This is a genomic window from Halomonas sp. B23F22_10, from assembly GCF_043496975.1.
Classification (GTDB): Bacteria; Pseudomonadota; Gammaproteobacteria; order Pseudomonadales; family Halomonadaceae; genus Halomonas; species Halomonas smyrnensis.
This window is the reverse complement of the sequence record NZ_JBIEKF010000004.1, coordinates 286,495-300,614: the sequence shown is the minus strand read 5'-3', so window position 1 is coordinate 300,614 and position 14,120 is coordinate 286,495. Positions and strand designations below refer to the sequence as shown.

Genomic DNA, 14,120 nt, shown 5'->3' with positions numbered 1-14,120 from the left:
CTCTTGGGTGCCACACAGATCGGGCCCGGTCAGGCGTTGAACTCGAGCATCCGCGTCAGCGGCTTGAGCGCGGCCCGGCGCAGCTCGTCGCCGACCTGGATCTCGCCCGTGCCCTCGCGCAGCGCGCCGGCCAGGTTGTCCAGGGCGTTCATCGCCATCCACGGGCAGTGGGCGCAGCTGCGACAGGTGGCGCCGTTGCCGGCGGTGGGCGCCTCGAACAGGGTCTTCTCGGGCACCGCCTGCTGCATCTTGAAGAAGATGCCGCGGTCGGTGGCCACGATCAGCTCCTCGTTGGGCAGCTCCTTGGCGGCCTTGATCAGCTGGGAGGTGGAGCCCGCCACGTCGGCCAGCTCGACCACCGTGGACGGCGACTCGGGGTGCACCAGCACCGCGGCGTCCGGGTACAGGCCCTTGAGGTCCTCGACGCCCTTGGCCTTGAACTCCTCGTGGACGATGCAGGCACCGTCCCACAGCAGCATGTCGGCGCCGGTCTGCTTCTGGATGTAGCCGCCGAGATGCTTGTCCGGCGCCCACAGGATCTTCTCGCCGCGGGCCTGGAGATGCTCGATCACCTCGACCGCGATCGACGAGGTCACCACCCAGTCGGCACGGGCCTTCACCGCCGCCGAGGTGTTGGCGTAGACCACCACGGTGCGATCGGGATGCTGGTCGCAGAAGGCGCTGAACTCGTCGGCCGGGCAACCCACGTCCAGCGAGCAGGTCGCCTCGAGCGTCGGCATCAGCACGCGTTTCTCCGGCGACAGGATCTTGGCCGTCTCGCCCATGAAGCGCACGCCGGCCACCACCAGGGTGTCGGCCGGATGGCGGGCGCCGAAGCGAGCCATCTCGAGGGAATCCGCCACGCAGCCGCCGGTTTCCTCGGCCAGCTGCTGGATGGCGTCATCGGTGTAGTAGTGGGCCACCAGGACGGCGTTGTTGGCCTCGAGCAGACGCTTGATCTCCTCGATGCGGGCCTCGTCCTCGGCGGGAATGCGCGTGGGGCAATAGGTACGCGCCAGCTGCTCACGCAGCTCGGCACGGGAAGTCATGATCGTCATCGTGTCTACCACTGTGACCGGCAGGGGCTCCCCCTGCATTGCACCAGGTGCCGACACGCGTGCGCTCCGCACGCCGCGACACACCGTGGGCCAGCCGCGGCGTCTTCCGCCCTGGCCAACCCGCTTTCATTCTAGCCGGAAACCGCGCCGAACACGCGTCCTGCAAGACGAAAGAACAAGCGTGGAGCATGACGTCGTCCCGTCCCGCTTGCAAGCGGCACCGATTTCCGGGCGCGCACAAAAAACGCCACTGCCTCGGGGAGGCAGGGGCGTCGAATCTGGTGGGTCGTGTAGGATTCGAACCTACGACCAATTGGTTAAAAGCCAACTGCTCTACCAACTGAGCTAACGACCCGTTGATGCATGGCGGCTCAGTCGCCATGAATCCAGGTTCGGTTGGTGGGTCGTGTAGGATTCGAACCTACGACCAATTGGTTAAAAGCCAACTGCTCTACCAACTGAGCTAACGACCCTTCCGAACGGGTGCAGATAATACGGATATGCCCCCGACATGGCAAGCGCTTTTTCACCTTCAGGCGAATTTTCTCGCCTGCCGACTCGGGAAGGCCCGCGGCGCCGTTCGCCGGCGAGCCTTCCTCGTTATGCGCGCCTTACTGACGACGCGACTTGGGCTTGCGCATCGCCTGCACCGGACGACGCTTGTGCTTGTCGCGGCTCCAGCGATTCTTCTCGTCCGGCGTCAGCTCCGGCACCTTGCGCGCCGGCAGGCCGGCCATGCCGGCGAGGTCGTCGATCTCCTCCTGGGAAAGCTCGACCCACTCGCTGGCCTTGGCCCGCTTGTCGAGGAAGATGTTGCCGTAGCGCACGCGCTTGAGGCGGCTGACGGTCAGCCCCTGGGATTCCCACAGGCGGCGCACCTCGCGGTTGCGGCCCTCCATGATCACCACGTGGAACCAGGTGTTGATGCCCTCGCCGCCGAACTCCTGCACGTCGGTGAAGCGTGCCGGTCCGTCGTCGAGCATCACGCCCTCGGCCATCGCCGTGACGTGGGACTGCTGCACGTCGCCCATCACGCGCACGGCGTACTCGCGCTCGATCTGGGTCGAGGGATGCATCAGCCGGTTGGCCAGCTCGCCGTCGGTGGTGAACAGCAGCAGGCCGCTGGTGTTGATGTCGAGGCGGCCGATGGCGATCCAGCGCTCGCCCTTGAGGCGCGGCAGGCGGTCGAACACGGTGCGCCGCCCTTCCGGATCCTTGCGGGTGCACAGCTCGCCTTCCGGCTTGTTGTACATGATCACGCGCCGCGGCACCTCCTCGGCGGCGCGCAGGGTGACCGGACGATCATCGAGGGCGACCTTGTCGCGGGGCTCGATGCGATCGCCCAGGGTCGCCACCTGGCCGTTGACCTTGACCCGGCCGTCGGCGATGGCCGCTTCCATCTCGCGGCGCGAGCCCATGCCGGCCCGGGCCAGGACCTTCTGCAGTTTCTCGGTGGTGGTACTCATCAGTCGTCTGTCTCGCTGGTAGTGGATTCCGCCCCCGGGGCAGCATCATCGTCGACGCGGCCCCGGGCACGTTCGGACAGGCGGGCCTCGAGATCGGCGAAGCTCAGGCCTGTCCGCTCGGACGCCGTCCCGGCGTGGTCATCGTCGGCCGTCCCGGCCGTCGTCTCGCCGGCCGCAGGCGCGGTGGCCTCGGCGGCGGTCGTCTCTTCATGGGTGTCGTCGCGGGGGGCAGTGTCGGACCGATCGTCCGTTTCCGCCACCTCCTCGTGGGGTTTTTCCCGTTCGTCGCCCTCGTCGACGGGCTCGTCCGCCTGGGCCAGCAGGTCGTGCTGGGGCGGCGGCGGCGTGTCCTCGAGGGTCTGCTCCGCCTCCTCGAAGCCCTTGAGCTCGTGCATCGGCGGCAGCTCGTCGAGGGTCTTGAGGCCGAAGTCGTCGAGGAAGCTGCGGGTGGTGGCATAGACCGCCGGGCGCCCCGGCACGTCACGATGGCCCACCACCCGCACCCAGCCGCGCTCGACCAGGGTGCGCATGATCTGGCCGCTGACGGTGACGCCGCGCACCTCCTCGATGTCGCCGCGGGTCACCGGCTGGCGATAGGCGATCAGCGCCAGGGTCTCGAGCAGCGCCCGGGAGTAGCGCTGCGGGCGCTCGTCCCACAGCCGCGAGACCCAGCTCGAGAGCCGCGGCCGGATGCGCAGCCGGTAGCCCGAGGCCGTTTCCAGCAGCTCCATGGCGCCGCGCTGGTGGCGCGTCTCGAGGCGCCCCAGGGCCTCGCGCAGGGCGCGCCGGGGCGGCAGCTCGTGGTCGTCGAACAGGTTCTCCAGCCGCTCCAGCGAGAGCGGCTCGCCGGCGGCGAGCAGCGCGGCCTCGAGGATCTCGTCCAGGGCATCGGGAATTTCCATGGCGGTCATGGCGACTCGCTCCCTCGGTCGTCGTCATCCGCGAAGGGGCTCTCCCCTTCTGGCTCGTCGTCAGCGTAGGCGTCCTGCGCCTCGTCGTCCTGCGGGCCGCCCCGGGCGCGCACGTGGATCGGCGACAGCGGGGCGTTCTGCACGATCTCGATCATCGACTCCTTGGCCAGCTCGAGGATCGCCATGAAGGTCACCACCACGCCGGCGCGGCCTTCCTCGAGGGTGAACAGCGCCTCGAAGGCGGTGTAGCGCTCGAAGTCGAGCAGCTCCATGATCGCCAGCATGCGCTCCCGGGTGGAGAGCGTCTCGCGGCTGACCTGGTGCGCCTGGTTGAGCTCGGCGCGGCGCAGGATGCCGGCCAGGGCGCCGAGCAGCTCGTCGAGCTCGACGTCGGGATGCACCACCCGGCTCTCCAGCGGCGGCAGCGCCGCCCGGGCCGGGAACCAGTCGCGGCCCAGCCGCGGCAGCTCGGCCAGCGCCTCGGCGGCGTTCTTGAGCCGCTCGTACTCCTGCAGGCGGCGGATCAGCTCGGCGCGCGGATCCTCCTCCTCCTCGTCCCCCCCTTCCTTCGGCGGCTTGGGCAGCAGGGTGCGCGACTTGATCTCGGCCAGCATCGCCGCCATCAGCAGGTACTCGCCGGCCAGCTCGATCTCCATGGCCTTCATCAGCTCCACGTACTCGATGTACTGGTGGGTGATGGCGGCCACGTCGATGGCCAGGATGTCCAGGTTCTGGCGCCGGATCAGGTACAGCAGCAGGTCGAGCGGCCCCTCGAAGGCCTCGAGGAAGACCTTGAGCGCCTCCGGCGGGATATACAGATCCTCCGGCAGCTCGGTGATCGGCTCGTCGAACAGCCGGCCCAGCACCGCGGCGCTCTGAGTGATCGCCTGCTGCTCGGCGTCGCCCGCCCCGGCGCCCTCGGCGACGGTCGGGTCGGCGGGGGACCCCGGGGCGTCGTCGGGTGTCTCGGTGGACGGGGGCGTCTCGCTCACGCGGGGCAGGCCTCCGGTAGCTGGTGGGGCGGCGAATGATCGACCGCACAGTCTACCAAGCGGCGAGGATCAGGGTAAGCCGTGACTCATCCCGCCTCGGCGGCGAGGCGATAGCGGCCGGTGTAGTCGAACAGCTTGCGCCGCACCTGCCAGTGGCGGCCGGCCTTGCGGCCGATCACGAAGTCCGGGGCGCGCAGCCGGTGCTGCTCGGCGACCACCTCCTCCGGCGTGGTCGGCGACCAGCGCGTGCCGGGGGCACGCAGGTGCTCGCGCAGGAAGGCCGCAGCGAAGGCGCCGCGCTGGGCCGGCGTCTCCAGGGCGAACCATTCGGCCAGGGTGGCGCCGTCCTCGTCGTGATAGACGACCTTGAGCCGCGGCAGGCCACGGCCGTTGACGGTGGCCTCGAGCTGCATGCCCGAGACGCGCAGCACCCGGGCATCGCGCAGCTTCAGCGCCTCGCGCAGCTTGTCGTCGGCGTCCACCAGCAGCGCCTCGCAGCCGTGGCAGCGCCGCGCCGCGGTGTCGTTCTCGGCGCCGCACTGATCGCAGACCTTGAAGCGGAAGCGGAAGCTGCACTGCCGCCTCTTGCCGGCGCCCGACGCCGCGCCATCCCCACGCTCTTTCTCCACCAGCCCCTGGCAGCGGCGACCGAAGTGCTCGATGACGATCTCGCCGTCGAGCCGGCCCCAGAACAGGTTGGCGTGGCCACACTGCGGGCACTCGACCTGCACCGGCTCGGTGTCGCCGGCCGGCTTGGGGCTGCCGACCTCGGGGGCATAGAGATCCCAGGGATTGCCGGCGTAGTCGAGGATCAGGCAGTCGCGCTTGCCCGGCGCCAGGCGCAGGCCGCGCCCGACGATCTGCTGATAGAGCCCCACCGACTCGGTGGGCCGCAGGATCGCGATCAGGTCCACGTGGGGCGCGTCGAAGCCGGTGGTCAGCACCGCCACGTTGACCAGGTACTTGAGCGCGCGGGCCTTGAAGGCCTGGATGATCGCCTCGCGCTCGGCGGCCGGCGTGACGCCGGTGATCAGCGCCGCTTCGTCGGCGGGCAGATAGCCGAGGACCTCCTCGGCGTGGGCCACGCTGGCGGCGAACAGCATCACCCCGGCGCGCTCGGCGGCGTGGCCGATCACCTCCTCGAGGATCGCCGGCGTCGCCCGATTGCCGGCCGCCACCCGGTTCAGCTCCGCCTCCTGGAACAGGCCGCCGCTGCCGGGCTCGAGGGCCGAGAAGTCGTAGCGCTCGACGGCGGCATCGACCAGCCGCGGCTCGGCCAGGTAGCCCTGCTTGACCATCAGCCGCAGCGGCTGCTCGAACACGCAGTCGCGGAAGAAGCAGTCGTCGCCGCCGCGCACCATGCCGTGATAGTGGCGGTGATAGAGGAAGCCCTGGCCCAGCCGGTACGGCGTGGCGGTCAGGCCCAGCACCTTGAGCCGCGGATTGCGCTCGCGCAGGTGGGCGATGACCCGCCGATAGCTGGAATCCTCGTCCAGCGATACCCGGTGGCACTCGTCGATCACCAGCAGCGTGAAGGCATCGTCGTCGAAGCCGTCCAGGTTCCTCACCACCGACTGTACCGAGCCGAACACCACCTGGCGCGCGGTTTCCTTGCGCCCCAGGCCGGCGCTGAAGATATCGGCCTCGAGCCCATAGGCCTGGTACTTGGCGTGGTTCTGCTCGACCAGCTCACGCACGTGGGCCAGCACCAGCACCCGGCCGCGGGCCAGGCGGGCCAGCTCGGCGATCACCAGCGACTTGCCGCTGCCGGTGGGCAGCACCACCACGGCGGGATCGTCGCCGGCGCGGAAGTGCTCGACCACGCGGCTGACCGCCTGCCGCTGGTAGGGGCGAAGCTGAGGAGGCGACATGGCCCGGGAGGGTGCTGACATGAGAAATCACCATCGGAATGCTGGCGCATGATACCCATACCAGAACCATCGCCCAAACCGCCTCGGGCTATTGCGGATAAGGCATCCAGCCATCCCCCTGCAGCCGGATATAGGGCACGCCGCCATACGGCATCATCACCACCGCCTCGTTTTCCGAGATCGAGGGCGTGACCGGCAGATCGGCCAGCAGCGTCGACCAGTCGGGCGACGCCGCCCCGAATACATCGCTGCCGACCAGCCTGGCGGTCAATTCCGACAGGGCCAGGTAGCTGCTCGGCTCGGATACATGCCGTGGCTCGCCCTGACGCGGCGTCTCCAGGCCGATCAGCTTGACGCCCACCGGCACATGGGTGATCAAGGGATTGGGTACCTCACGCATGCCCGCAAACTGCATCCGGTCCCCGCGCAGGGCGGCCCCATGCTCCGGCACCATGAAGACGGCGACCCGGCGCCCCTCGGCTTCGAGCTGTTTCAGGAACGCCAGCAGATCATCAAACAGCTGACGCAGTCGCACGTCGTACTCGGCGAAGCCACGCTGGCCGACGTAGCGATTGCCATCGTGAAGGGTGACCGTGTTGTAGAACATCACCTCGGGCCCTTCGGACTGCTGCGCCTCCCATTCCCGCAGCATGGTCAGATCGCGAAACACCGGCGAGTCATCGAAGGCTACCATCGGCACGTCCATTCCGGCGGTGGACATCGCCGGCACATCCAGCCCGCCCTCACGCTGCAACAGGGTCAGGTAATCATCGAAATGGCCGTCATGGTTGAGCACCATCGACGACTCGAAACCCAGCTCGGCCAGGTTGTCGAACAGATAACAGCGCGCCGGAACATCGCCATAGAGCGCCTCGTGGGACGGCTGGCCGCAACTGGCCTGAAGCAGGCGCAGACCCGCCGGGCCGCTGTAGGAGGTCGCCGAATTGAAGTTATCGAAGACCACGTCCAGGTAATCGAGCAGCGGGTGGTCCTCGAGACCGGCCACGGCGATATCGTCCCACGATAGCGAACAGACATTGAGGAACAGGATATCGAAGGGCGCCGCCCCGCTCGGCCGCTCGGTAAAGGCCGTATAGCGCTGCCGCTCGTCGGCGTAGAAGGCCTCGAGGCGATCATCGAGCACGCTGTCGCTGGCTTCCTCGGCCGGTGCGGGGACGGGCGCCGCGCCGCGCCCCGTGACACCATTCGCCTGGGCAGGCGAGCCGGGCGACACCGTCTGGGCGGGACGCACCGGCCCCGATATGCCGCCGGGAACCAGCGGCGCCACGCCCAGCCAGACGAGCGCCAGCACCACCGGGACGGTCACCCGCAGCCAGGGCGCCACGAACCCGTACCCCACCGCCAGCACGAAGAATGCCCCGACCCAGTGCCAGCTGACAATACGACTGGCCAGCTCGAGCAGGTACGCCGGGCTCATGGCGCCGACCTGGGACGATTGCGCCAGCAGGCGCTCGAACGGCGGCAGCCAGGTGTCCTGGTAGAACAGCACCACACCGATCGGTATCGCGACCAGATGGCGCAAGCTATGCAGCCAAAGAGGCGGCAGCGGAACCAGCAGAAAGGCGGCGAACACCAGGTTGGACAAGGCATCGAAATCGATTGCCCCCTGCCAGTAGAGCCCCAGCTTGCAGAGAAAGTACAGGTTCCACAGCCCCAGCCCACGCCAGTAGCGACTGACCGGGAAGGGCGAGGTAGCGGCGATCGATTCAGTTTGGCTCATGCCGTGACGTATCCTTGTCGGCCAAAGCACGACGCCTTACCCCCTGACGCGACAGGAGGCGCGGGCGTCGTGAAGAAAGTCGGGTGACGGACCGCCAGCACGGCCTCGCGATCAGCCCCACAGCGATTCCTGTCAGGCCCACCAGTATGCAGTGTTCACTCATGGGCTGAGTCCTCCTGTGCAGGGTCGTTACGCAGACGCAGCGCGCAGGGGCGCGGTATCGCGACAGGCTCGTGGGCAACGTTGGTGAACAGGTCTGGTGACGCCGGCGATACCGGGGCGGCCGCCTGCTGGTTCACGGCATCCCACCCCACCTCGACCCTGCGGCGCACCTCCAGCGCCACCGACTCGGGCGTATCGAAGTATTCCCGCGACTCGAACAGTGCCGCGGCGGGCAGCCCGAACAGGCGCTTCAAGGCGGCATCCAGATCGATCGCGCGGCAGCCGAACAGGAACAGATGAAGCCTGCCCTCCATGACCGTCGCCATGTCACCGTGCCGATGCAGTCGACACTGTTCCAGCGCCTGGTCGGCAGACAATCCCCCGGACGGCTGCAGGACCACCATCAGACTACCAACGGCCTCGCTCGATGCGCTATCCAGCCACCGTTCGACCCGTTCGAGAAAGCTCGTCGGCGACACCACGCCTCCCGACGTGACCGGCTTCAAGGAGTCAACGATGGCGTCGAAATCGGGGCCGACCTGGCGCGTGAAGCGTTGCCCCTGAATGCCCTCGAGGCGACTCAGGAACTGCGGCAGGGTCAGCGAGGCACCGGCCACCAGCGTCACCCCGCACGCCCACAGCAGGCGCTCGTCGCGGTAGCGCAGACAAGGCGACAGCTCGCGAACGACCAGCTTGATGGCATTCCCCCGCTGGGCCCTCAGGCCGTGCATCCAGCGAGCCGTCGCCTCGATATCATCGGCCTGCCCCACGCCCAGCACGACCGTCGAGGCCTGGGCATTGACCGCCTGGGCCACTACCTCCCGTGGTGAATCATGCACATGCCAGTGCTCGGACAACGCTGGCGCACCTTGCAGCACCTCGCGCTGCACCAGATATTCATGATCGTCACTGCCCGCGATCTCGTCCTGGGTCAACGAGGTCAGCAGGCGCCATCCTGACGCCGCACGCGCCAGGGTCAGATCACGCCCTCCACAGACGCGCAGGTCACTGCGCCAATGGACGACGAGGAAACGCCCCTCGTCCCCCATGGGTTGCAGATGCGCCAGCCCATCCAGCGCATCGTTGTAAGGATGCAGGCGGCCACGCATCGCCAGCCCCCGCGCACCATGACTGACGATCACGACGCAGGCGAGATGCGCATCGGCCCAATCGCGCCATCGCCGACACCATCGAGCGAGTTCATCGCTCTCATGAAGCGCGCCGTCGATCGCCGAGGCCTCGATCTCGAGGATGACCAGCCGCGATGCCGTGCGCCTCCCTCGGCGCGCTCGCGCAAGATCGTCGGGCAGACGCATCCAGGCCTCGGCCGTCATCTTCTCGGGCAACGCCAGGAAACTCAGGAGTCCCGGCCCCGCGTGGGGAGGCAGGCCCTCGGCGGACTGCCGAGCGTGATCGGCGGCGGCGATCCAGTCGACGCGCGACTCGGCCGTGGCGCCAGCCAACATGCCGAGAATCAAGGCATCCGCCTGGGCCGGCCGGTCAGCCAGCAGCCAGTACAGGCCAGGACAGCGCAAGGCATCGAACTCGGGCCACAGCCCCTCGATGCCCAACGAATAATGATGGCGCTCCGAACGCATCAACACCGGATCCGACGACAACGGCATAAGTCATTCCTTGGACATGGCGAATCAATTCCCTACCTTCCGGCTCCCGCGCGATCAACCGCCCTCTTGGTCAATAACTCAGGGGGCTTGGTCTGCCATTCTTTCATCGCCTCGATCGGCGACTGATGGTGCAGTGCCTTCTGCGGAATGTGGTGATTGTACAGCCACCTATATCGCTTCAGCATCTGCTCCAGGTCTTCGCCCGAGGGGTTCGCCAGCACGTCGCTGATATGGCCGTTGAAACGCTCCACCATGCCCTTCGCCTGGGGTCCACCCGGCTTGATCAGACAGTGCTCGATGCCATGGACTTGGCATTCTTGGTCGGACGCATGGTCTCCGCTGGGTCTTCGCTTCAATTGGACCACTTCAGATCGGCCCGTGTGACGCGATCGGTGAAGCATTTGGCATTGTGAGCATCGTTAAGGTACCGCCAGCGCCGTATGGTTGCGGTGGCGAGGCCGTACTGGCGGGCCAACTCGCTATCCGTGTTGCTGCAGGACGCTGCCTGGATCTCGGCTCGGATAGCCGGTGTGGTGGTCGCTTGCTCATGCAGCTTGATATCCATGAGCCTGCTCCCGGCTGCGTAGCTCAAGAAGACCGCTGGCGGCTCGCAGAGAATAACTTCTATTAGCGACCTGATCATCCGGTCCCCATGCCAAGCCACACCGCAGGGCTGAGTCGGCGACCGTGCAGGCTTGCCAGATGCAAAAATCATCCTGAAATGGTACTAATTGCTTAGCTGTTATCAGGCTACCTGCCCCACCGTCCGACCATCGATCATCGAGGTGATGCATGTCGATCCATGACCTGATCATTCCCCATCATGCCCCTGCCTCGCCGCGCTACGATGACGATACCCGTGCGTTGCTTCACAAGGCGGGGCTGCCCGACTTTCCCTACCACAACATCGCCGAACAGGAACGCTTGTCGGCCGATCTGGCACGCTGGCCACTGCTGGCCGAAACGGTGCTTTCCCGTGCGGGGCGCACCACGTGAAGGTCATTGCCGTGCAGGGCCTGCGGGGCGGCACCGGCGCCAGCTCGGTGGCGGCCGGCCTGGCCGAGGCCTTGTCCCAGGCCGGGGATGCGGTGCTGTGTCTCGACCTGGACCCACGCAACCTGCTGCGGCTTCACTTCAACCACGCCTGGGACGACCCCCGAGGCTGGGCACAGGCCCCGCATGAGGGCCGTGCCTGGCATGAAGCCGCCTACGTGCAGGGCGCCCAGCTGCATTTCCTGCCTTATGGCCACTGCGACGAGGCCGGACATACTGGGAACGAGCCCCACGACGACCCGGAACTCTGGCAACGGCGACTGGCCACGCTCGAGGCCGATGCCTATCGCTGGGTGGTGATCGACGTACCGGCTCATGACCGGCTGGCACAGCGTCAGGCGCGTCGCGTGGCGGATACCTGGCTACTGGTCAGCCAGGCCGACGCCGCCTGCCATGCCCTGCTCGAGGCCCATACCATCAGCGTCGGCGAGTATCTGCTGATCAATCGGCTGTCGGCCCGCAGCTCTCTGCAGAGTGACCTGCATGTCCTGTGGCAGCAGCGGCATGGCGACTGGCTGGTGCCCCTCAGCATCCATCGCGACGAGGCCATGTTCGAGGCCCTGGCCCACAAGCGTGGCGTGGTCAGCCATCGGCCCGACAGTCTCGCCAGCCAGGATCTCCATCGCCTGGCGGCCTGGCTGCTGGCCCGGCATGGAGCCTCGCCGACATGACCCTGTTGCTGCGCCGCCGCCTGATGGCTCCCCTGTCGCGCTATTATCGCGCCCTGCGCGACAAGCGCGGCGCGGGTCCGCTGACCGCCCTTCTTCTGACCCTGTGCTGGTTGTTCGGCTGGACCCTGTGGCGCTTCGAATCACCGGCCTGGCGAGCGTTTTTCGCCCGCCATGGACATGCCTTTGGCCACCTCCGGCGCCGCCGGCCGGGCCTGGCCGACCCCCTGCGCTACCTGCTTCAGATCGTCTGGTTGATCATGCTGCGCCCTAAACGCCACCGGGCATCGACCGGCCAAACACGGCCACCCTCACGCCGGGCGAGGGCCCGTGAGAGGTATCGACAGATACTGGCGTCCCTGCCTCAACGCCTGGCCCCTGCCGTCCGGCGCCCCGTTCCCGAGACAGACGACGCGTCCTCCTGGCCACTGCTGGCCATGGGCCTGTTGGCGGCCATGCTGATGCTGCTGGTGATCACCCAGCCCTTCTCGCTCACGGCGCAGGCCGTGTTCGTGGTGCTGCTGTGGGGCATCGCCATGATCGTGAAGAACATCCCCGGCCGGCTGGCGACCCTGGTCCTGATCGTGCTGTCGATCACCGTCTCGTGCCGCTACCTGTGGTGGCGCTATACCTCGACGCTGAACTGGGACGACCCGCTGGACATGACCTGCGGCCTGCTGCTGCTCGGCGCCGAAACCTATACCTGGCTGATCCTGATCCTCGGCTACGTGCAGACCATCTGGCCGCTCAATCGTCGCCCCGTGGCACTGCCGGAGGATACGACACGCTGGCCGACGGTCGACCTGATGATCCCCACCTACGACGAGTCACTCGATGTCGTGCGCCCCACGGTACTGGCCGCCCTGGGTATCGACTGGCCGCGCAGCAAGCTGCGCATCCACCTGCTCGACGACGGGCGCCGCGAGGAAATGCGCGAGTTCGCCGCCTCGGTCGGCATCAACTACATCACGCGTCGCGACAATCGCCATGCCAAGGCAGGCAACCTCAACCATGCGATGACCGTCACCGATGGCGAATTCCTGGCCACCTTCGACTGCGATCACGTGCCACAGCGTTCCTTCCTGCAGATGACGATGGGCTGGTTCCTGAAGGACTCACGCCTGGGCATACTGCAGACGCCGCACCACTTCTTCTCTCCGGATCCTTTCGAGCGCAATCTCGGGCGTTTCCGCGAGATGCCCAACGAGGGCACGCTGTTCTACGGGCTGGTACAGGACGGCAACGACCTGTGGGATGCCTCCTTCTTCTGTGGCTCCTGTGCCGTGCTCCGGCGCAGCGCCCTGGAGGACATCGGCGGTTTCGCCGTGGAAACGGTCACCGAGGATGCCCACACCTCGCTGCGCCTGCACCGCCACGGCTATACCTCGGCCTATCTGCGCCTGCCCCAGGCGGCCGGCCTGGCCACCGAGAGCCTGTCGGCGCATATCGGCCAGCGTATCCGCTGGGCACGTGGCATGGTGCAGATTTTCCGCCTCGACAACCCCCTGCTGGGGCGCGGCCTGTCGCTGGGCCAACGGCTGTGCTATGTCAACGCCATGCTGCATTTCCTGGCCGGCATTCCACGCCTGATCTTCCTCACGGCCCCCTTGGCCTTCCTGCTCCTGCATGCCTACATCATCTATGCGCCGGCCGCGGCCATCCTGCTCTATGTCGCCCCTCACATGTTCCACTCGGGGCTGACCAACTCCCGCATCCAGGGGCGACACCGGCACAGCTTCTGGAGCGAGATCTACGACGCCGTGCTCGCCTGGTATATCGCCCGCCCCACCACGATGGCCCTGATCAACCCCCGCAAGGGCAAGTTCAATGTCACCGCCAAGGGGGGGCTGGTCGCCCGGCGCTATTTCGACTGGGGGATTTCGCGCCCCTATCTGCTGTTGATCCTGCTTAATCTCACCGGGGTCGTGGCGGCCGGCTGGCGCCTCTACGTCGGGCCAACGAACGAGATCCCCACCGTGCTGGTGAGCCTCGTCTGGACGCTCTACAACCTGATGATCCTGGGGGGAGCGATCGCCGTGGCCGCAGAGGCCCGCCAGGTACGCTTCCATCATCGTGTGCGGGTCAACCAGGATGCCGCCGTGGTGCGAGAAGACGGCCATGCCTTCCCCTGTATTCTCCACGACTATGCCGAGTCGGGGGTCGGCCTCCGCCTGCCCCGGAGCGATATGCTCGAGCCAGACGAGACGGTCACGCTGCTGTTGTTCCGCGGACGCCACGAGCATGCCTTCGAGGCCCGCGTGGTCCATCGCCATGATGACCAGGCCGGTCTGATGCTGGCGCCGATGTCGCTACCGCAGCACATTGCCTATATCCAGTGCACCTTCGCCCGCGCCGACACCTGGTCACTGTGGCGTGATGATATCGCCGAGGATCGCCCCATGCAGAGCCTGCGCGACGTCATGGGGCTCGGCCTCGAGGGCTATCGCCGCCTGTTCCTGCACGCCCCGCCGTCGGTGCGCCATTCGCTGGGCTGGCTGGGTTCGTTCTTCCCGCGCCGGCCGACCAGCGCCCCCGCCGGATAACAACCCATACTGCTAGACAAGGATCGTGTT

General features: G+C 67.2%; 10 protein-coding genes, 2 tRNA genes and 1 pseudogene. 3 read left to right on the top strand and 10 right to left on the bottom strand.

Features of this window, described 5'->3' with window-relative positions:
• Window positions 1–29 precede the first annotated feature (29 nt).
• From nadA to ACGTNF_RS11105, 10 genes and pseudogenes are all read right to left on the bottom strand, one after another.
• The gene (gene nadA, locus ACGTNF_RS11150) at window positions 30–1,058 is read right to left on the bottom strand and encodes a quinolinate synthase NadA (protein WP_026068263.1); all 1,029 of its coding nucleotides are present in this window, start codon (window positions 1,056–1,058) and stop codon (window positions 30–32) included.
• A gap of 279 nt (window positions 1,059–1,337) precedes the next feature.
• Window positions 1,338–1,413 (bottom strand) — tRNA-Lys (locus ACGTNF_RS11145).
• A gap of 42 nt (window positions 1,414–1,455) precedes the next feature.
• Window positions 1,456–1,531: transfer RNA gene (locus tag ACGTNF_RS11140), tRNA-Lys, on the bottom strand.
• A gap of 138 nt (window positions 1,532–1,669) precedes the next feature.
• A complete protein-coding gene (gene rluB / locus ACGTNF_RS11135; protein WP_394601790.1) occupies window positions 1,670–2,524 on the bottom strand; it encodes a 23S rRNA pseudouridine(2605) synthase RluB in 855 nt (284 codons plus the stop codon).
• Window positions 2,524–3,435: an SMC-Scp complex subunit ScpB gene (gene scpB / locus ACGTNF_RS11130; protein ID WP_394601789.1), complete on the bottom strand. Its 912-nt coding sequence runs from the start codon at window positions 3,433–3,435 to the stop codon at window positions 2,524–2,526. The genes rluB and scpB overlap by 1 nt, the downstream gene beginning before the upstream one ends.
• Window positions 3,432–4,427 (bottom strand): segregation and condensation protein A, encoded by a 996-nt coding sequence (locus ACGTNF_RS11125; RefSeq protein ID WP_394601788.1) that lies wholly within the window; start codon window positions 4,425–4,427, stop codon window positions 3,432–3,434. Before ACGTNF_RS11125 ends, scpB begins: the two co-directional genes overlap by 4 nt.
• 86 nt (window positions 4,428–4,513) lie before the next feature.
• The gene (gene radD / locus ACGTNF_RS11120; RefSeq protein WP_394601787.1) at window positions 4,514–6,319 is read right to left on the bottom strand and encodes a DNA repair helicase RadD; all 1,806 of its coding nucleotides are present in this window, start codon (window positions 6,317–6,319) and stop codon (window positions 4,514–4,516) included.
• A gap of 67 nt (window positions 6,320–6,386) precedes the next feature.
• A complete protein-coding gene (bcsG, locus tag ACGTNF_RS11115) occupies window positions 6,387–8,069 on the bottom strand; it encodes a cellulose biosynthesis protein BcsG (protein ID WP_394601786.1) in 1,683 nt (560 codons plus the stop codon).
• A gap of 125 nt (window positions 8,070–8,194) precedes the next feature.
• Complete coding sequence (locus ACGTNF_RS11110; RefSeq protein WP_394601784.1) at window positions 8,195–9,826, bottom strand: BcsE family c-di-GMP-binding protein; 1,632 nt, start codon at window positions 9,824–9,826, stop codon at window positions 8,195–8,197.
• Between the two features lie 32 nt (window positions 9,827–9,858).
• A pseudogene (locus ACGTNF_RS11105) lies at window positions 9,859–10,391 on the bottom strand (integrase core domain-containing protein).
• Window positions 10,392–10,618: 227 nt separating this feature from the next.
• On the opposite strand from ACGTNF_RS11105, the gene bcsR reads away from it, so the two are divergent.
• From bcsR to bcsA, 3 genes are read left to right on the top strand one after another with little or no spacing between them, the layout of a single operon-like run.
• On the top strand, window positions 10,619–10,822 hold the full coding sequence (bcsR, locus tag ACGTNF_RS11100; protein WP_394601783.1) for a cellulose biosynthesis protein BcsR: 204 nt from the start codon (window positions 10,619–10,621) through the stop codon (window positions 10,820–10,822).
• The gene (gene bcsQ, locus ACGTNF_RS11095) at window positions 10,819–11,550 is read left to right on the top strand and encodes a cellulose biosynthesis protein BcsQ (protein ID WP_394601781.1); all 732 of its coding nucleotides are present in this window, start codon (window positions 10,819–10,821) and stop codon (window positions 11,548–11,550) included. Before bcsR ends, bcsQ begins: the two co-directional genes overlap by 4 nt.
• Window positions 11,547–14,090, top strand: coding sequence for a UDP-forming cellulose synthase catalytic subunit (gene bcsA, locus ACGTNF_RS11090; RefSeq protein WP_394601780.1), 2,544 nt, complete (start codon window positions 11,547–11,549; stop codon window positions 14,088–14,090). Before bcsQ ends, bcsA begins: the two co-directional genes overlap by 4 nt.
• Window positions 14,091–14,120: the final 30 nt, after the last annotated feature.

Bases quoted from the DNA above. Each gene is read 5' to 3' on its own strand.
- nadA (WP_026068263.1), bottom strand. From the start codon at position 1,058: ATGACGATCATGACTTCCCGTGCCGAGCTGCGTGAGCAGCTGGCGCGT.
- rluB (WP_394601790.1), bottom strand. From the start codon at position 2,524: ATGAGTACCACCACCGAGAAACTGCAGAAGGTCCTGGCCCGGGCCGGC.
- scpB (WP_394601789.1), bottom strand. From the start codon at position 3,435: ATGACCGCCATGGAAATTCCCGATGCCCTGGACGAGATCCTCGAGGCC.
- radD (WP_394601787.1), bottom strand. From the start codon at position 6,319: ATGTCAGCACCCTCCCGGGCCATGTCGCCTCCTCAGCTTCGCCCCTAC.
- ACGTNF_RS11110 (WP_394601784.1), bottom strand. From the start codon at position 9,826: ATGCCGTTGTCGTCGGATCCGGTGTTGATGCGTTCGGAGCGCCATCAT.
- bcsR (WP_394601783.1), top strand. From the start codon at position 10,619: ATGTCGATCCATGACCTGATCATTCCCCATCATGCCCCTGCCTCGCCG.
- bcsA (WP_394601780.1), top strand. From the start codon at position 11,547: ATGACCCTGTTGCTGCGCCGCCGCCTGATGGCTCCCCTGTCGCGCTAT.